The sequence below is a fragment of the Arthrobacter globiformis genome (genome assembly GCF_030818015.1).
GTDB classification, from domain to species: domain Bacteria; phylum Actinomycetota; class Actinomycetes; order Actinomycetales; family Micrococcaceae; genus Arthrobacter; species Arthrobacter globiformis_C.
Map to the genome: position 1 here is coordinate 4,170,718 of NZ_JAUSZX010000001.1, position 17,778 is coordinate 4,188,495.

The 17,778-nt window shown below is 66.1% G+C and carries 17 protein-coding genes; 13 read left to right on the plus strand and 4 right to left on the minus strand.

What is annotated here, in order from left to right; all coding sequences use genetic code 11:
* The first annotated feature begins 467 nt into the window (after nt 1-467).
* The 5 genes from QFZ23_RS19540 (at nt 468) to ctaD (ending at nt 4,325) form a co-directional block, all read left to right on the plus strand.
* Nucleotides 468-890, plus strand: coding sequence for a hypothetical protein (locus QFZ23_RS19540; RefSeq protein WP_306925481.1), 423 nt, complete (start codon nt 468-470; stop codon nt 888-890).
* A 69-nt stretch (nt 891-959) separates the two neighbouring features.
* Nucleotides 960-1,376, plus strand: coding sequence for a CBS domain-containing protein (locus QFZ23_RS19545; RefSeq protein WP_306925482.1), 417 nt, complete (start codon nt 960-962; stop codon nt 1,374-1,376).
* Nucleotides 1,377-1,531: 155 nt separating this feature from the next.
* Complete coding sequence (locus QFZ23_RS19550; RefSeq protein WP_306925484.1) at nt 1,532-1,897, plus strand: LuxR family transcriptional regulator; 366 nt, start codon at nt 1,532-1,534, stop codon at nt 1,895-1,897.
* 84 nt (nt 1,898-1,981) lie between these two features.
* On the plus strand, nt 1,982-2,446 hold the full coding sequence (locus QFZ23_RS19555; protein WP_306925486.1) for a DUF4383 domain-containing protein: 465 nt from the start codon (nt 1,982-1,984) through the stop codon (nt 2,444-2,446).
* Between the two features lie 130 nt (nt 2,447-2,576).
* A complete protein-coding gene (ctaD, locus tag QFZ23_RS19560; protein WP_306925488.1) occupies nt 2,577-4,325 on the plus strand; it encodes an aa3-type cytochrome oxidase subunit I in 1,749 nt (582 codons plus the stop codon).
* A 121-nt stretch (nt 4,326-4,446) separates the two neighbouring features.
* Here the strand turns inward: ctaD and QFZ23_RS19565 are convergent, their stop codons facing one another.
* Both QFZ23_RS19565 and QFZ23_RS19570 read right to left on the minus strand, forming a co-directional pair.
* Nucleotides 4,447-4,776 carry a hypothetical protein gene (locus QFZ23_RS19565; RefSeq protein ID WP_306925490.1) on the minus strand — a complete coding sequence of 110 codons (330 nt, stop codon included), beginning with the start codon at nt 4,774-4,776 and terminating at the stop codon, nt 4,447-4,449.
* 218 nt (nt 4,777-4,994) lie between these two features.
* Nucleotides 4,995-5,177 (minus strand): hypothetical protein, encoded by a 183-nt coding sequence (locus tag QFZ23_RS19570; RefSeq protein WP_306925492.1) that lies wholly within the window; start codon nt 5,175-5,177, stop codon nt 4,995-4,997.
* Between the two features lie 170 nt (nt 5,178-5,347).
* Between QFZ23_RS19570 and QFZ23_RS19575 the strand changes: the two genes are divergently transcribed.
* The 4 genes from QFZ23_RS19575 to QFZ23_RS19590 all read left to right on the plus strand — a co-directional run bounded on the left by QFZ23_RS19575 (nt 5,348) and on the right by QFZ23_RS19590 (nt 12,026).
* Nucleotides 5,348-7,573: a S9 family peptidase gene (locus tag QFZ23_RS19575; protein ID WP_306925494.1), complete on the plus strand. Its 2,226-nt coding sequence runs from the start codon at nt 5,348-5,350 to the stop codon at nt 7,571-7,573.
* 211 nt (nt 7,574-7,784) lie between these two features.
* Nucleotides 7,785-8,549, plus strand: a complete 765-nt coding sequence (locus QFZ23_RS19580) for a peptidoglycan-binding protein (protein WP_306925496.1) — start codon at nt 7,785-7,787, stop codon at nt 8,547-8,549.
* 163 nt (nt 8,550-8,712) lie between these two features.
* Nucleotides 8,713-11,151, plus strand: a complete 2,439-nt coding sequence (locus QFZ23_RS19585; RefSeq protein ID WP_306925498.1) for a hypothetical protein — start codon at nt 8,713-8,715, stop codon at nt 11,149-11,151.
* A gap of 68 nt (nt 11,152-11,219) precedes the next feature.
* Nucleotides 11,220-12,026, plus strand: coding sequence for a class I SAM-dependent methyltransferase (locus QFZ23_RS19590; RefSeq protein ID WP_306925500.1), 807 nt, complete (start codon nt 11,220-11,222; stop codon nt 12,024-12,026).
* A 41-nt stretch (nt 12,027-12,067) separates the two neighbouring features.
* Here QFZ23_RS19590 and QFZ23_RS19595 read toward each other — a convergent pair whose 3' ends face one another.
* On the minus strand, nt 12,068-12,442 hold the full coding sequence (locus QFZ23_RS19595) for an STAS/SEC14 domain-containing protein (RefSeq protein WP_306925502.1): 375 nt from the start codon (nt 12,440-12,442) through the stop codon (nt 12,068-12,070).
* Nucleotides 12,443-12,577: 135 nt separating this feature from the next.
* Between QFZ23_RS19595 and QFZ23_RS19600 the strand changes: the two genes are divergently transcribed.
* Nucleotides 12,578-14,290 (plus strand): sensor histidine kinase, encoded by a 1,713-nt coding sequence (locus QFZ23_RS19600; protein ID WP_306925504.1) that lies wholly within the window; start codon nt 12,578-12,580, stop codon nt 14,288-14,290.
* An 89-nt stretch (nt 14,291-14,379) separates the two neighbouring features.
* On the opposite strand, the gene QFZ23_RS19605 is transcribed toward QFZ23_RS19600, so the two are convergent.
* Nucleotides 14,380-14,538, minus strand: coding sequence for a hypothetical protein (locus tag QFZ23_RS19605; RefSeq protein WP_306925506.1), 159 nt, complete (start codon nt 14,536-14,538; stop codon nt 14,380-14,382).
* 212 nt (nt 14,539-14,750) lie between these two features.
* Here QFZ23_RS19605 and QFZ23_RS19610 point away from each other — a divergent pair, with 212 nt between their 5' ends.
* The 3 genes from QFZ23_RS19610 to QFZ23_RS19620 are packed head-to-tail and all read left to right on the plus strand — an operon-like array spanning nt 14,751 to nt 17,775.
* Nucleotides 14,751-15,818, plus strand: a complete 1,068-nt coding sequence (locus QFZ23_RS19610; RefSeq protein ID WP_306925507.1) for a tetratricopeptide repeat protein — start codon at nt 14,751-14,753, stop codon at nt 15,816-15,818.
* Entirely contained in the window at nt 15,819-16,250 is a 432-nt protein-coding gene (locus QFZ23_RS19615; protein WP_306925509.1) for a DUF7793 family protein, read from the plus strand. It abuts the gene before it with no gap.
* Nucleotides 16,240-17,775: a putative bifunctional diguanylate cyclase/phosphodiesterase gene (locus QFZ23_RS19620; RefSeq protein ID WP_306926943.1), complete on the plus strand. Its 1,536-nt coding sequence runs from the start codon at nt 16,240-16,242 to the stop codon at nt 17,773-17,775. The genes QFZ23_RS19615 and QFZ23_RS19620 overlap by 11 nt, the downstream gene beginning before the upstream one ends.
* The last annotated feature ends 3 nt before the right edge of the window (nt 17,776-17,778 follow it).

The following is a 17,778-nucleotide window of genomic DNA, read 5'->3' on the forward strand; positions in this document are numbered from 1 at the left end:
CGCCGCGGATAATCGCCGCGGACAACAAGGCGCATACGAAGGGACGGCCTCCGCTCGTTGAGCCGGAGACCGTCCGCGAGAGGATCCGGACGCTGCTGCCGTGCGCTGTTTGGCGCGGTGGCGCGCTCCCGGGCTAACCGCCCCTTCTGGCAGCCAAATTGAAGCCCCGGGTCCTCCCGTTCACCGCCAGCCGCGACGGCTGGCTGTAAATGTTTTATAGCACCGGCCCCGCCCCGCCACAAGGGTTCCGCCGCGGTTTCTTCCTTCCGGATTTCGCACCGTCAGGGCAGGGAATTCAGGGCTTGCGACGGCGAACGGACAGCTGTTCCGGCAGCGTCGCCGCAAGCTCGGGGTGCTGGCCGCAGGCTTTGGGTGCTATTGCTCGGCCCGGCGGCCCGGGAGTATTTTAAGCGTGGGATTGAGCTCAAGCAGCAGGGCACCGATGCCCCCTAACCAGGAGCACGTTAATGACGACTATCTCCAATGCCCACCTGCCCGGCGAAGCGCAGCGCCCCTCCGGCGACCCCTTGTGGTGCTCCCAGTGCCAGACGGATGAACACCTTATCGTCGAATCGATTGAGGCCCTTCATCCGGCACAAGAAGGCATGGTGGACGTGTCCTACACCTGCGTGGAATGCGACCAGTTCTACGCCCACCCGGCCGGAGTCCACGACGTGGCAGGCGTCCTGAACCGCCACGGTCAGGTGATGGGCGTGCTGCAGTTCGGCGGCGAATACTTCCATTGTGGAACGCCGATGGCCTCGGTCAGCTCGGGAACCAGCAGCATCTACGGCACGGAGCTCGGCCGGCGCCGCACCATCCACGACGTGCACCTGCCCACCCGGCTGCTGCGCTGCGGCTGCGGGTTCCAAATGGAAGTGCCGGACTGAACGGGTGCCGAACTGAACGAAGCGCGGCAGCCCGCCGTCGTACGAGCACCAAACGTGAGGAGAACGGCAATGTCGATCCTGGCACGCGACATCATGACCGGCGGCGCAGAATGCATTGGCGTCAATGAAACCCTTGAGCAGGCGGCCAGGAAGATGAAGGATCTCGACGTCGGATCCCTCCCGATCTGCGGCGAGGACAACCGGCTCAAGGGCATGCTCACCGACCGGGATATCGTGGTCCGCTGCCTGGCCGACGGCGGCGACCCCAAGAGCACCAAGGCCGGCGACCTCGCCGAGGGAAAACCGGTGACCATCGGCGCCGACGACACCATTGAGGAAGCCATCAGGACCATGCAGCAGCACCAGGTGAGGAGGCTGCCGGTCATCGACGGCCACGACCTGGTCGGGATGCTCAGCCAGGCCGACATCGCCCGGAACTACCCGGAGGACCGGGTGGGCGAACTGGTGGAGTTCATTTCCTTCTAAGCGCCGGCGTCGGACGCGTATTCATGAACCTTCCGCCGAAACTCCGAAGCGAGCAAGTTATAAGCGGCGGCACACAGGTTACAAATGTTGCTTATCCTGAGATACTAATCATGCTTACTATATTCATGCCAGCATCGGACAACGCAGGAGAGCCTATGCGCAGACTGCTCGCTACTTTCACCGCCATACTCGCCCTCGCCGGTGCCGGGCTTTCGCTCGCTGCGCCGTCCAACGCAGCGCCCGTCCCGGGTTCCTCGGCACTGTCCGCCGTCCCGGCGGGCAGCTCTGTGCAGGTTCATGCGGGCACGTCCGATGCGGCCGGAACACCCTCGCCCACCGGAACGTCTTCACCGTCTGCTACGCCGTCCGAGCCTCCTGCCAACCCAGGCACAGGAGAACCGGCAGAGTCGGAAACCAACCGCCTCGAATACGCCCCGTACGTTATCGCGGCGGTATTGATCATCACTCTCCTCGTCGTTTTTATCTGGCGCCGCCGCCGCGGGAACAAAACCGTGGTCTAAGCGCCGCAGAAAACGGGCGTCCTTAATAAGGCACATCAAAGTCAATTCCCGTTTCAACCAATTCCAATTGAAGGAGTAGGCGCCATGACCACCATGGGCAGCGCGGCCGGTGCAAGGTCCCGGCTGCAACGGGCGGCACAGGTCGTCGGAGCAGTTTTCGTGCTCGTCGGCATCCTGGGGTTCATTCCCGGCATCACCTCGAACTACGCGTCACTGGGAATGGCCGGTCCCGCCTCCGACGCCCTGCTTCTGGGCGTCTTCCAGGTATCGATCCTGCACAACATCGTCCACCTCCTCTTCGGCGTGGCCGGCCTGCTCATGGGACGGACGCCGGGACAGGCAAGGAGCTACCTGTTGTATGGCGGCGTCATCTACCTGGTCCTCTGGCTGTACGGCCTGCTGATCGGCCACGAGACCGCGGCGAACTTCGTTCCCGTCAACACCGCTGACAACTGGCTGCACTTCCTGCTGGGCGTTGGGATGATCGGACTCGCCCTGCTGCTGTCCCGCGACACCAGGAGGGTCCACGGTCCCGCCACGGGCCATTAACCAGTAAACCTTTTGCGGGGGTGCCGCAGGCGCTATCCTGATGCCGTCGGTTCTGTGAACCGCTCACGGTCCGGCCGGCACCCTCGCCCCAAACGGGGCGTCGAAGCGCGATGCCGGGGAGTGGCAGACGATGACCGCATATCAGCAACCAGCAGGCACCACCACTGAGGCCCCCAGAGTAGTGCCCCGCCGCAAGGGCAACATGGTGGTCAAGTGGATCACGTCCACCGACCACAAGACGATCGGTTACATGTACCTGATCGCATCCTTCGTGTTCTTCTGCCTGGGCGGTGTGATGGCTTTGCTCATCCGCGCCGAACTCTTCGAACCCGGCATGCAAGTTCTGGTGACGAAGGAGCAGTACAACCAGCTGTTCACCATGCATGGCACGGTCATGCTGCTGATGTTCGCCACCCCGCTGTTCGCCGGGTTCACCAATGTGATCATGCCCCTGCAGATCGGCGCGCCCGACGTCGCGTTCCCCCGCCTTAACGCGCTGGCCTTCTGGTTTTTCCTGTTCGGCTCAACGATTGCGGTGTCCGGCTTCATCACCCCGCAGGGATCCGCATCCTTCGGCTGGACGGTGTACGCGCCACTTAACAACACCACGTTCACACCCGGCATCGGCGGTGACCTGTGGGTCTTCGGCCTGGCACTGTCCGGCTTCGGCACCATCCTGGGTGCGGTCAACTTCATCACCACGGTGGTCTGCATGCGGGCCCCCGGCATGACCATGTGGCGCATGCCGATCTTCACCTGGAACGTCTTCATCACATCCGTCCTAGTACTGATGGCCTTCCCGCCGCTGGCCGCAGCACTCTTCGCCATCGGCGCGGACCGCCGTTTCGGCGCCCACATCTATGACCCGGAGAACGGCGGGGCGTTGTTGTTCCAGCACCTGTTCTGGTTCTTCGGGCACCCCGAGGTGTACATCATCGCGCTGCCGTTCTTCGGCATCGTGTCCGAGATCTTCCCGGTCTTCAGCCGCAAGCCGATCTTCGGCTACAAGGGCCTGGTCTACGCGACCATCGCCATCGCCGCCCTGTCGGCCACGGTCTGGGCCCACCACATGTACGTCACCGGCTCCGTGCTGCTGCCGTTCTTCGCGCTCATGACCATGTTCATCGCCGTTCCCACCGGCGTGAAGTTCTTCAACTGGATCGGCACCATGTGGGGCGGCTCACTGACCTTTGAGACCCCGATGCTGTGGGCCATCGGCTTCCTCATCACGTTCCTCTTCGGCGGTCTGACTGGCATTATCCTGGCCTCGCCGCCGCTGGACTTCCATGTCTCCGACTCCTACTTCGTGGTGGCCCATTTCCACTACGTGGTGTTCGGCACCGTGGTGTTCGCTATGTTCGCCGGCTTCTACTTCTGGTGGCCGAAGTGGACGGGAAAGATGCTCAACGAGCGCCTCGGCAAAATCCACTTCTGGATGCTGCTCGTGGGCTTCCACGCCACGTTCCTGATCCAGCACTGGCTCGGCGTTGAAGGCATGCCCCGCCGCTACGCCGACTACATGCCGCAGGACAACTTCACGGCCATGAACCAGTTCTCGACCTTTGGTTCCTTCCTGCTGGGCGCCTCGCTGATTCCGTTTTTCTGGAATGTCTTTATTACGGCCCGCAGCAAGGAAAAGGTGGAAGTCGACGATCCGTGGGGTTTCGGGGCTTCCCTGGAATGGGCCACGTCCTGCCCGCCGCCCCGGCACAATTTCACCTCTCTGCCGCGCATCCGCTCCGAGCGTCCGGCCCTGGACCTTCACCATCCCGAGTTGCGCGTCCGCGAACATGACCCCGTGCACTCGCCGGCCGCCGACGTTCTGGGCGCGGCGGACATCGGCGAGCGCGACGTGCGGGACCCCAACCCCGACCGCTAGCAGGCGCTTTTCGCCGAGGCCCCCGAGGCTCCTCCGGCACACGCTGAGGCCCCGGACTCCATCGAGAGTCCGGGGCCTCAGCGTGTATTCAGTTCTATTTCAACTTAACCAGCGGCCCGCCTCAAGCAGCCGCGGCGACCGCGTAGCGGCTGGCTGCGGCGCCGTCGGCCGGGGCCAGGACGCGGACGTTGCATTCGGACTGCTGCGGATCGATGGAACGTGGAAGGTGGTGCGTTTTGGAGCATTCCCGCAGCTGTTCAAGTGCGACGGGTTCGACACGGGCGTGGCTGACATCGACGACGAGCTGCAGGCCCTGACGGAGGTGGTTGGCGCGTTTCATAACGACGTAAAGAGCTTGGATGCTTTGGGCGGTTACATGTCCCTGGGCGGCGACCTGAGCCTCGCCGCAGTCGAGGTCCACGCGGACCAGTACCTTGAGCTTCTGGTTCAAAACTTCTCCCCTCATGCGCGGCCGCGACGCTGCGACCGGATATAACCCTAGCGTGCATGTGACTCAGGTAACAGGAAAATTCTGAATGTTGCAGAAATGGGACTTTCGCGAATGGTCCCCGGACACGCAAATGGTCCGGGGACGCGTGGATTCCAGCGTCCCCGGACCATTTGTGCGTCCTTACGTGTTCGACGACGACGGTCGCCCTCGTGGGCTGCTCAGCTGCGGGTCGGGTCCGGACGCAGCGGCTCAGGGCCGGGGTCGGGCACCGGAAGCGGGCCGGGCGGCTCCGGCGCGGGGATGGGGTTGGGCGGTGCGGGACGGGACGGGTCCGGCCGCATGGGATCGGGCCCTGGCTCCGGCGGGAACGGCTCTGGTTCGTGCACTGGCGGGATGGTCATGCTTCCCCCTCAAAGGCTCGTGTGGGTTCCTATTGCTAACGCGTTCAGGATACGCCCGGCGCCGGAGCGGGGACAGGGCCCCGGCCGGCTTGCGGGAGCGTCAAAAGCCAGCCTCTCCCCCGGTAGCGAACGGCCGCCCAAATGTCAGAGCGGCTCTATATATTGAGGGAATGACCCACACTCCGCTGCAGCAACCCGCAAGCTCCTCCGCCGTTGCCACGCCCCGGCCGCCCGTCGCCAAGAGGGTGCCCACAGAGCGCACGCACCACGGGGATACTTTCGTGGACCAGTACGAGTGGCTGCGGGACAAGGAGTCCGAGGAGGTCGTGGCGCACCTGAAGGCCGAGAACGCATACCAGGAGGCCCTCACGGCACACCAGGAACCGCTGCGCGAGGCCATCTTCCAGGAGATCAAGGGCCGGACCAAAGAGACAGACCTGTCCGTTCCGAACCGTAAGGACGACTGGTGGTACTTCAGCCGCTCCGTCGAGGGCAAGGAATACGGCATCCAGTGCCGCGTCCGGGCCCAAAACGCTGGCAACCCGGTGGCGGACTGGACTCCGCCGGCGGTAGAGGCCGGCGTCGAAATCCCTGGCGAAGAAGTCCTGCTGGACGGCAACGTCGAAGCCGAAGGCAAGCCGTTCTTCTCGGTGGGCGGCACAGCTGTGACCATCGACGGACACCTTTACGCCTACGCCGTGGACAACGCTGGCGACGAGCGGTTCACCCTGCGGATCAAGGACCTGCGGACCGGGGAACTGCTGCCGGATGTCATTGAGAACGTCTTCTACGGCGTGTCCTTCTCCCCGGACGGCACCCGCATCTTTTACACCGTGGTGGATGACTCGTGGCGGCCATACCAGGTCAAATCCCACGTCCTGGGAACTCCGGTCACCGACGATGAGGTGATTTACCAGGAGGACGACGCCGCCATGTGGCTGGGCTTTGAGCTCTCCTCAGACCGGCGCCACCTCGTCCTCGGCATTGGCTGCTCCGAGTACAGCGAGACGCGCCTGCTGCGCTTTGACGACCCCGACGCCGGCCTGTCCACCGTCATTTCCCGCAACGAACGCGTGCTGTATGAGGCCGAGCCGTTCCTGCTCGATGGCCAGGAACGCATCCTGATCACCCACAACCGCGGCGCCGTGAACTCGATGGTCTCGCTTGTGGATCCGGCCGAGCTGTCCAAGCCGCTGGCCGAGCAGCACTGGACCACCGTCGTCGAGCATTCCGACGACGTCCGGGTCAACGGTGCGGGGGTCACTTCCACCCACCTCGTGGTCTCGATCCGGAAGGACACCATCGAGCGCGTCCAGGTGATGTCGCTGTCCGGGCTGGGGACCCCAGCCCAGCAGGCGCCGGTGGAACCCGCGTTCGACGAGGAACTGTACACCGCGGGGGTCGGTGGCTCCGACTACGAGGCTCCCGTGATCCGACTGGGCTACACGTCCTACTTCACGCCGTCGCGCGTGTATGACTTCGTGCTGCCCACCCCGGAGCAGCCAGCCGGCGAACTCCTGCTGCGCAAGGAAAGTCCGGTGCTGGGCGGCTACGATGGCTCGGATTACGTGGCCACGCGCGAATGGGCCGAGGCCGCCGACGGCACCCGCGTCCCCCTGTCGGTGCTGCGGCACAAAGCCGTCAAGCAGGACTCGACGGCGGCCGGACTGGTTTATGGCTACGGCTCGTACGAGCTCAGCATGGATCCGGGTTTCGGCATAGCCCGGCTTTCGCTGCTGGACCGCGGAGTTGTGTTCGTGATTGCCCACATCCGCGGAGGCGGTGAACTCGGCCGGCACTGGTACGAGGACGGCAAGAAGCTCAGCAAGAAAAACACGTTCACGGACTTCATCGCGGCCACAGACTGGCTGGCGCAGTCCGGCTGGGTGGCTCCGGACCGGATCGCCGCGCTGGGCGGGTCCGCCGGCGGGCTCCTCATGGGCGCCGTGGCCAACCTCGCCCCGGAGAAGTACGCCGCCATTGTGGCGCAGGTTCCGTTCGTGGACGCGCTGAACTCCATCCTGGACCCGGAGCTGCCGCTGTCTGCCCTTGAGTGGGAGGAATGGGGCAACCCCATCACCGATCCCGGGGTGTATGAGTACATGAAGTCGTACACCCCGTACGAGAACGTCCGCGAGGTGGCCTATCCCAAGATTGCTGCGGTCACATCCTTCAACGACACCCGGGTGCTCTACGTGGAGCCGGCCAAGTGGGTGCAGGAACTCCGCAACAAGACCACGGGCAGCGAGCCGATCCTCATGAAAATCGAGATGGACGGCGGCCACGGCGGGGCCTCCGGCCGCTATGTGCAGTGGCGCGAGCGGGCCTGGGACTACGCTTTCATCGCGGATTCGCTGGGTGCCAAGGAATTGCTGCCAGACGCCGGGCTCAAGTAAGTCTCCGGGCTCAAGCTCAGCCGACTCCGTGAGGGGTGACGGCGCTGCGAACCAGACTCCCCGTGCGGCGGAAGGGTTTGCCTGGATTCCGCTCTATCCGGAGCCCGGTGTTTCCAGAAATTAGTAATCCTGCTTACTATTGACGGGCATACGGGCTCGGTGCAGCTGTCCGCTGGGGGCGGCGAATCCGGCGCCGGAACTGGAGCATAGCGTGAGCAATGAACAGGGACTGACCCCGCTTTCCGACGACGAACTGAATGCGCAGGGGGGCACTGCCCTGCCGGACAAGGAAGTCGCGTCCGTACTCGACCTCAACGCCGACCTCGACCTGGGCATCAGCGCAGCTGCGCCGATCGACCTCGCCGTGGCGGCCAACGCGAACGTCGCAGCCCCCATCGACGCCGCGGCCTCGGCGAACGTTCTGTCCTTCGGTTCAGAGTCGCAGGCCCTCGCTGACCAGGGAGTCATCATCGACCAGGGAATCACCGCCGACGCCACGGCAGACTCCGTCCAGGACAGCACCATCACCCAAGGGTCAGGCGCAGAGGGCGGGACTGCAGATGCCGGCGGGACTTCGGATGCCGCGGGCACGGGTACCGCCGCAACTGGCGCCGAGGCAGCCGGTGCAGGCACCGCCGATGCTGCGCCCCTGCCCGACGGGACGCTTCCCGACGGGACCATTCCGGACGGGACAGGTGTCGGCGCCCTTCCCGTGGATCCGTCCACTGCCCTCGACGGAGACCTCCTCAACGTCAACGTGGACCTCGCGGCCGACGCCGACATCGCCGCCCCGATCAACGGCGCCGTGGCCGCGAACGCCAACGTCGCAGCGCCCATTGACGCCGCAGTGGCAGCCAACATCGGCTCGATCGACAGCGACGCCTTCGCCGTGGCCCAGCAGGACGCCATCATCACCCAGGATATCGACGGCGAGGCCACCGCATCGGCAGATCAGCAGTCCGATCTGCAGCAGTAGTTCCTGAATGAGCGCCAAACACAGCGGGCCGCCCGGCAGGGGCGGCCCGCCGGCCTCCCCTTCACCAACACCCGATGCGAATCCCGCAACCGGCCCGATTCCATCACCCGGTCCGACGGCGGCGGGTTCCTCCCCCGCCCAAGGCGAGCGGACCGCCGTCGTAATGAGTCCTGGCACCAATCACGGCGAAGCGCCCGTGCGGGCGGAGGGAATCCAGCTCATTGGCGAGGCCAAGGGATCGGGCTACCGTGAGGCCCCCTCGCTGGTCCGCCGTGCGGACGGCCAGACCATCCAGCTCACGCGGCTGCTTTTTCAGGTCCTTGACGCCATCGACGGTGTGCGGGATCTCGATGAGATCGCCGAGGTGGCGAGCACGCGGTCCGGCCGGCTCATCAGCGAGGACAACGTCAGGACACTGATCGAGGGCCAACTGCTCCCCCTCGGCCTGCTGCGGCTGGCGGACGGGTCGCAGCCCGAGGTCCGCAGGGCGAATCCGCTGCTGGGCATGCGGTTCCGGTACACGGTCACGGACCCCGCGCTCACCCGGAAGCTGACAGCGCCGTTCGCTGTGCTGTTCAATCCACTGATCGTGGCAGTTGTCGCCGCGGGATTTCTGGCCTCGTGCTGGTGGGTTTTGATGGTCAAGGGCCTGGCGTCCGCCACGCACGACGCCTTCGCGAACCCGTGGCTGCTCCTGTTGATTTTCGCCGTGACGGTCCTGTCGGCCGGCTTCCACGAATTCGGCCACGCGGCGGCCGCACGCCGGGGCGGCGCCACTCCGGGCGCGATGGGTGCCGGGCTCTACCTCGTCTGGCCCGCCTTCTACACGGACGTCACCGATTCCTACCGGCTGGGGCGCGGCGGCAGGCTTCGCACGGATATCGGCGGGCTGTACTTCAACGCCATGGTTGCCGTTGCCACCATGGGTGCCTGGTGGGCCACGGGTCTCGATGCGCTGCTCCTGGTGGTGCTCACGCAGATCCTGCAGATGGTGCGCCAGTTGCTGCCCCTGGTCCGCTTCGACGGCTACCACATCCTTGCCGATGCCACGGGCGTGCCGGACCTGTTCCAGCGGATCCGTCCCACTTTGCTCGGGCTCCTGCCATGGCGGTGGGGCAAGCCCGAACCCGAGGCGCGGGCCCTCAAGCCGTGGGCGCGCGCCGTCATCACGGTCTGGGTCCTGGTCACTGTCCCGATGCTGCTGGTCAGCCTGGTGCTGACGGCCGTCTCCTTTCCGCGGCTCCTGGGCACCGCGTGGGCGAGCCTGCAGCACCAGCAGGCCCTGCTGTCCGGCAGCCTGGCGGATGGGAACTTTGCCGACGCTGCTGTGCGGTTCCTGGCGATTGCCGCCGTCGTCCTTCCTGTGGCTGGCATGGTGTACATGCTGCTCCGGCTGGCGCGGCAGCTCATCACCGGGCTCTGGACCAAGACCCGGGGCAAGCCGCTGCAGCGCGCCACCGCGATGGCAGCGGCCGGCGCCGTCGTTGCCGGGCTGGCGTGGGCCTGGTGGCCGCTGCCTGACAACTACCGCCCGGTGCAGCCGTACGAACGCGGGACACTCCTCGACGCCACGGCCACCGTCTATCCCGCCCTGGCTGCCCCAGACGGAGCCCTTCAGGAAGGCCGGAGTGGGCAGACGGTGGCGCTGTGGCCGGACGGCACGGCGCTGCCCACCCGGGAGCAGCCGCAGCTCAGCATGGTCCTCGTGCCGAGGCAGGCAGCGGAACCGGCTTCCGCGCCCGGCGAGCCGGAGCCGGACGAGGGCGCGGATAAAGCAGCCGGCGGCGCCGCGCCTCCGTCGTGGGTCTTTCCATTCGACAAGCCCCCGGCCCCGGAGGAGTACGGCAACCAGGCACTCGCGGTGAACACGACCGACGGATCCATCACCTACGATGTCGCGTTCGCGCTGGTGTGGGCAGAGGAGGGACCGGTGGACACTCGCAACGAGGCGTACGCATTCGCTAACTGCGCGGACTGCGCAGCGGTGGCCATCGGATTCCAAGTGGTACTCATCGTTGGTCAGGCGGATGTGGTGGTGCCCGAGAACCTTTCCGCCGCCGCGAACTACAACTGCGTCCGGTGCCTGACATACGCCCTGGCCAGCCAGCTGGTGCTCACGCTGGAAGGGCCGCTCAGCGGGGATGGCATGGCCCGGCTCAATGCGCTGTGGCAGGAGATCGCTGAGTTCGGACGCACCCTGCAGGGTGTTCCCCTGTCCGAGATCGAGGGACGGTTGAGCGCCTACAAGGCACAGCTGATGGACATCATCCGGACCGACCCCAGCGCCAATCCCCAGGCCGGCACCAGCACTCAGTCGCCGGGCTCCACGCCATCGCCCGGGGCTGGTGACGGGGCTGACACGGACCCGGGATCCGAGTCAGGTGAACCGACGCCGGGTGGGAGGTCGCCGGGTGGGCCGCCACCGGGTGTGCCATCTCCAGGAACGACGGCGGACCCCGCGGTTCCCACGCAAGGAACGGGAACGACGCCGGTCCGCGCCACTCCTGCGCCGGCCAGCACTGGCGCCGCACCTGCCCCCACTACTGGGGCTCCCGGCACCGCAGCGGCTGCGTCACCGGCCCAGGAGCCGGCAGCACCGTAGGCGGCAACCCGTAGGCCAGTAAGTTCAAACTGAACGGTAACGTGTCCCAGGCAACATATATTTGAAAGATGCTCTCGGCGCTCAAGAAATACCTGCTGCTTCCCAAACTGGTGAAGCTTTCCTCCAACGCGCCCAAGGACGCCAGCCTCGCCTGGGACCAGTACTGGGGCAGGGTCGGGGCAACCGGAGCGCGCGGCGACGTGCTGTGGGATTCTGGCAGCGACCACGAGCTGCAGGCGTATCTGGCGCACTTGACGCGGCAGCTGGACGCCAGCCTTCCCATCGTCGATGTCGGGTGCGGCAGCGGCGCCTTCAGCCGCGCGCTTGCCGCCTACTTTCCGCATGTTCTGGGGGTGGACGTGTCGGCCAACGCCATAGCCCGCGCAGCCGCCGAGTCCGAAGGGCTCGAGCGGGTCTCCTACGTGTCGGCCGACATGACAGGACCCGCGGGCACCCGCGCTGTGACCGACGCCCTGGCCGCTGCCGGGTTCTCCGGTGAAGCCAACATCTTCATCCGGGGCGTCCTGCACGTACTCAAGAGACCTGCGCAGGCGGCCCTGGCCGCGCAGCTGCACCCCCTGGTGGGCAAGCGGGGCCGCGTGTTCCTGGCCGAGACCGACTTCCGCGGGAATCCGATCCAGTACGTCAGCCATCTCGGAGCCACGCTGCACTCCATCCCCGGGCCTCTCGAGAAGGCCATCCGCGGACTGCCCATGCCCGGGCGTTTCGGCACCGAGCAGCGCAGGCGGGCGTTTCCCGAGGCCCGCTGGGATGTGGTGGAAGACGGTCCGGTGACCATCGAAACCCGCCCCCTCACATCCGTTGACCGCCCGGAAAAGATCCCGGGCTATTTCGCGGTGCTCCAGGCCCGCTGACCCCTCAGGCCCGCTGACGCATTTAGGGAGCCAGCAAAGGACTACCGAACCTTCAGCCAGGCGTGGGCCTCGGCCTTGTCAGTGAAGAACCTCGTGGGGCAGGGGAGCTTGTTGATGCCAAGGATGAAGTTAGCAATCACCCGGTCCACCGGCGACGCACCGAGCAGCGCAATCCGTGAGGCCTGGCAGGGACGGCCGAACACCGCACGGGCCCCGCGGCTCACATCGGCGGTGGTGGCCATATCCACGAGCATGGGGTAACGGCTGTCGCCGCAGAGCGCATTGACCTGCGCCATGGCTGCCTGGGCGTCCGCCTCGGTGATGCTGGCGCCCCTGGCCCAAGTCAGGCGCAGCAGGCCTTCGGCATCCAATTCCAGGTTGAACAGCGTGTTCCGTCCGGTGCTGTTGGAATTCAAATCAAACCTCCGCGGTGGCTAATGTGGACAAGTATCAAGGTACATCCCTCCAGGACGCGGCCAGCGGCCCGCCGACTGATAATGTGAGTCCAAATTCACGGTAGCCTCAAAAGGCACTCGCAACACAGGGGGCACATGGTCCAGGCACCGGCGGAGTACCCCTCCGCACCTCGCGAAGCGGTGGTCGCACTCACGGATGCCGCCCGCCTGGCTTCCGTGGCGTCTGTCCTCACCCATGCCGGGTTCACCGTCCGCAAGGCGCCCGACTCCGGATCCCTCGCCCAAGAGCTGGAAGGCAACCGGCCCGCCGTCGTACTTCTTGATACGGCGCTGACGGACGGTTACCGGTGGGAAGGCACACCGGTGCTGCTCCTGGTGGACCTCGCCGGTGACTTCGACCTTGCCCAGCTTGAGCCCTGGGGCATCGCCGATTACATCTCCCGCGACGCGGCTCCCCCGGAGCTGACCCACCGGGTTGAGACCCTGATACGCCGGGCAAGGGAACGCCGCCGCATCCGGGCCGCAGCCGAGTTCCTGCGCGAAAGCCTCCGCAACGTCTCCGCCGCCATCCGCGGAACCAACAGCCCCCAGCAGATGGCCGGCCACCTGGTCCGCGGCTTTGGGGAGTCCCTCGCGGTGGACCACGTCTGGTTCACCACCTTCCAGGATTCGCGCGTGCCACGGATCAGCGCCCAGTGGTCGCGGCCAGGCCATGCCAAGCTGCCGGACACGCTCCGAACATTCGAGGACGCGGCCCGGGAGCAGACCACGTCGCTGTGGTCGGCCGCCGAGGCCCTGGCCGTTCCGGATCACCGGACGGACCAGTCTGCCGCCCTGGCCGAGGGACTGCGGAAATGGTCCGGCCTGGCCTCTGTCCGCGCTTCGGTTTGCTTGCCCGTGGGTGAGGGCGAGTCGGCGCTGGGGGTCATCTGGATCGCGCAGCTGAACGAGCCGCGTGACTGGACCAGGGCCGAGATTGCCCTCATCCAGCACGTGGCCGGCAACCTCGCCCACAGCCTCATCCAGGGTCATCTGATCAGCGCGCAGCTGCAGGTGCTGCAGCAGCTCCGGGAGCTGGACAAGGCAAAAACGGACTTCCTGGCCACGGTCAACCACGAGCTCCGCACGCCGCTCACTTCCATCACGGCCTACCTCGACATGATCCGCGACGGCGCAGGCGGCCCCGTTCCCCCGGGCATCGAGTCCATGATGGACGTCATCTCGCGGAATTCAGACCGGCTCCGGCGGCTGATCGAGGACATGCTCACAGTCTCGCAGCAGGACGGGTCCGGCAACCTAAGCCTGAAGCAGGTGGAGCTCGGCCAGGTCCTGCGGATCGTCGTGGCCGCACTGCGCCCGCTCGCCGATTCGCGGAACGTCACCATCACCGGCGCCGACTCGCACGAGGACGTGAAGGTCCAGGCCGACGAGGCCCAGCTGGAGCAGGTCTTTACCAACATCGTTGCCAACGCCATCAAGTTCACCCCGAACGGCGGCCGAATCAGCATCAGCTTCATGACCGCCGCTTCCGAGGCCGGCAGTCCGTACGCCGTCGTCAACGTCACGGACACCGGCGTCGGAATTCCGGAGCAGGAAATCGCCCGGGTCTTTACCCGTTTCTACCGGGCGTCCAACGCCTCGTCCGCGGCCATTCCGGGCAGCGGACTGGGCCTCGCCATCGCGCATGACATCGTCCGGCGCCACGGCGGTTCTCTGGACCTGTCCTCCGAGCTGGGCGAGGGAACGATCGTCTCCGTGCGCCTTCCGGTCGACGGCCCCCAGGCCGAAGAAACGGACGACGACGAGGCCGACGGCGACGAAGCGGCCGGAGCGCCCCAAACCGACTGACCGCCCTCGCCCATCTCACCCCAAACGGAAACCGCCCCGGACCTGGAGGTCCGGGGCGGTTTCCAGAATCTGGCTAGCTGCTGCCAACCTTAGTTGGGCCACCAGCCGATGGTTGCGTAGTTGACGTCGCTCTTGGAAGTGGAGGATGTGGTGGTGTCCTTGTCCTTCGGGGCGGCGTTTGCAGGAGCAGCGAAACCTGCCACTGCAAGGATGCCGGTCATAACAAGTGTTGCGGCAAGTTTCTTCATCCGCGCTCCCTTTCGTAGTTTGTAGCCTGAACCGAATTACACATTACGGGCCACAGTATACGGTCACTGGATCAAGGTTTGGTCAAGTCATTTCCTGTCAATTCCATGGGATTTGCCATGTTTTTCCGTTGGCGTATTGCAATTGCCGTAACAAGCGGAGTTCGGCCCCATTCCGCGGTCTAACACGGCCCGGAGTATGGATAATTGGGAGCATGCCTATGCAGCGCGACTTGTCACCATTCGTGATCGCGGAGTTGGCTGCGCGCGAAAGCTGGAAGCGGCGGGACTACGCCGCAGGATATGCCGAGGCCAGGCACGCCGCCGAGCTTGCCCAGGAGGCCGGGGACGAGCTGCGCTGGTGGAAGATGGTCCTGCTGCAGGCCGAATGCCTGCGGGACCAGGGATCCATCCAGGAGTGCCAGCAACTCGCCGGTGAACTGGCTGCCCATCCCGTTGCCAATTCCGCACCCGATCTGGGCGCCCGGGCAGCAATTCTGCTGGCACATTCACTGCAGGGCCTCGGCCGGCTCCCCGAAGCGGTGGATGCCGCTTCCACGGCCGCCCGGCTCGTGGCCGGAGACTCTGAGAACGTCTACCTGCACATCCAGGCCCAGCAGGCCCTCATTGCGGCCCTCGCGGAAAGCGGCCGCCACGAGGAAGCCTGGCAGGAGTGCCTGGACCTGGAGTCGCTGCTCACCGACCACGTGGATGAGGACACGGCCGGCAAGGCCTATTGGGTGATCGGCAACGTCGCGTTCCTCAGTAACCGGGTCAACGAAGGCGGCCACTACCACGACCTCGCCGCCGGCAAACTCTCCCCCTCGCAGGACGTCGACCTGTGGGCGCGCTTCAACCGCGCTTCCGCGGAAATGCGCCTCCAGGCCAAGCTGGGTGACGCCGCAACGCTACGCTGCATCGAGCGCGCCGAGCTCGCTACCGAGGTGGTGGGCGGCAGCGAACGGGACATCCTGGAAATGTCCCTGGTCCGCGCCCACTGGTACTACCTCACCGGGGACATGGAAGCGGCGATCAGCCTCCTGACTCCGCTTCGGAGCAAGTTTCCCATCCTCGCCACCCAGACCGCGGCAGAGGCGACGTTCGTCCTGGGCAGGGCGCTGATGGCGCAGGGACACGAACCGGAATCACTGCAGATACTTGACGAGGCCGCTACGCTGTTCGATACAGCTGCTGCACCGGAGCGTAGCGCCACCGTCCGTGGTTTCATCGCCTCAACGGAGCCTTCGGACCGGCGCCAACAGCAATTTCTCCAGGGGGGGTAAATGCCAGAAGCGACAGTGTTTCCCGGTGCCGCACCGCTGCGGCCGGAGGCCTTGACTCGCCCGGCTCCCGCCCCCGTCGTTGCCTTCACTGTGCTGCCCGGCCCCGCCGTGAAGGCGGTGCTCCCGCGCGGCGCCGATCTGAACGAGACCGCGGCCGCCCAGCTGTACAGCCGCCTTGGTGAGCTGGCCGGGGACCGGAGGGTCGCCGTCGTGCTTGAACTGACCGGGGTGAGGTCGGTAAACCGCGCGGCGCGGGCCGCCTACGCGGCGATCCCCTCGGTGTCCGCCTGGGCGATCCTGGGCGAATCCCCCGTGGACAGGCTGCTGGGGCACTTTCTGCTGGGCGGCGAATTCAGCTCCGTGCCGGCCCGCTATTTCACCGCCGAAAACGACGCCCTGGACTGGTTGAGCTGCCTTGACGATGTTCTCTAACGACGACCCGCGGCTCGGGAAGCTGCTCGACGGCATCGTCCGACTGGCGGCCGGGGAACTGCACTCGCGCATTGAGATTTCCGAGGCTCGGGACGAGCTGGATGCGGTGATCATGGGCACCAACCTGCTCGCCGAGGACCTGCAGATCATCTACCAGGAGCTCGAGGAGCGCGTGGAATCGCGCACGCGGATGCTCAACGCGGCGCACAAAGAGCTCCAGCAGATGGCGCTCACCGATTCCCTGACGGGACTCTACAACCGGTCGGCGCTGGTCAGCGCCGTCAACGGTGCCCAGGCGGAAGCGGCCGACGGCGGGCTGCCGCCGGCGCTGCTGTTGCTGGACCTGGACGCCTTCAAGAGCATCAACGATTCACTGGGCCACTCTGTGGGTGACCAGGTGCTGGCCACTGTGGGGGAACGGATCCGTGCGTGCGTGCGCGACGGCGACATGGTGGCCCGGCTGGGCGGCGACGAGTTCGCCGTCCTGCTCCCTGCCACCACCCCGGCCAAGGCGTCCGCCGTCGGAAACCGGATCCTGGATTCCCTTAACGGGACCCTGGAAGTGGACGGCAAGACCATCCGCTGCGGCGCGAGCCTGGGCCTGAGGATTGCCGATCCCGGCGAGACGTCCGAGGAACTGCTGATGGAGGCAGACATCGCGATGTACGCCTCCAAGGCCGACGCCCGCAACAAGCTGCGGGTGTTCGAACCGGCCATGCTCCACGCCCGGCAGCTCCGCAACCAGCTGGTCGGGGAACTGCGCGAGGCCATCGCCACCGACCAGCTGGTGCTGTACTACCAGCCGGTCATCGAGCTTGCCTCAGGGAAAATCGAGGGTGTGGAGGCCCTGGTCCGCTGGGGACACCCCAAGCGCGGCCTGATCATGCCGGACGAATTCATCCCGGTCGCCGAGGAGACGGGACTCATTTCGGAGCTCGGCAACTGGGTGCTCAGGAACTCCGTGGAGCAGCTCCGGCGCTGGCGCAGTTCCCCGGAAACCGGCCGCCACAACTTCGACATGCGCATCAACGTCTCGGCCGCGGACCTGCAGCGGCTGGAGTTCATCGAGGACGTGCGGGACGCGCTCACCGCCGCGAACCTCGAGCCTGCGCTGCTGGTCCTGGAGCTGACGGAGAGCGACATCATCAAGGGCAACGAGCTCGACCGGTACACGCTCGCCAGCCTGCGGCAGCTCGGTGTGGGCCTGGAGATCGACGACTTCGGCACCGGGTATTCCTCCATCAGCTACCTGCGGCGCCTGCCCGTGGACCGCGTCAAGGTGGACCGGACACTGCTCACGGCACTCGGCAGCGACCCCGCGCAGCCTGCACTGATCGCGGCCATCCTGCAGCTCATCCGGGCCTGCGGGCTCGAGGCCGTGTGGGAGGGCGTGGAAAACGCGGAGCAGGCCGAGCATCTGCGGAACACCGGCTGCGTCAGCGGGCAGGGGTACTACTTCAGCCGCCCCCTCCCCGCGGCCGAGTTCACCGAACGCCTCGCGTGGCAGGACATCTGGCCCGGCTGAGGC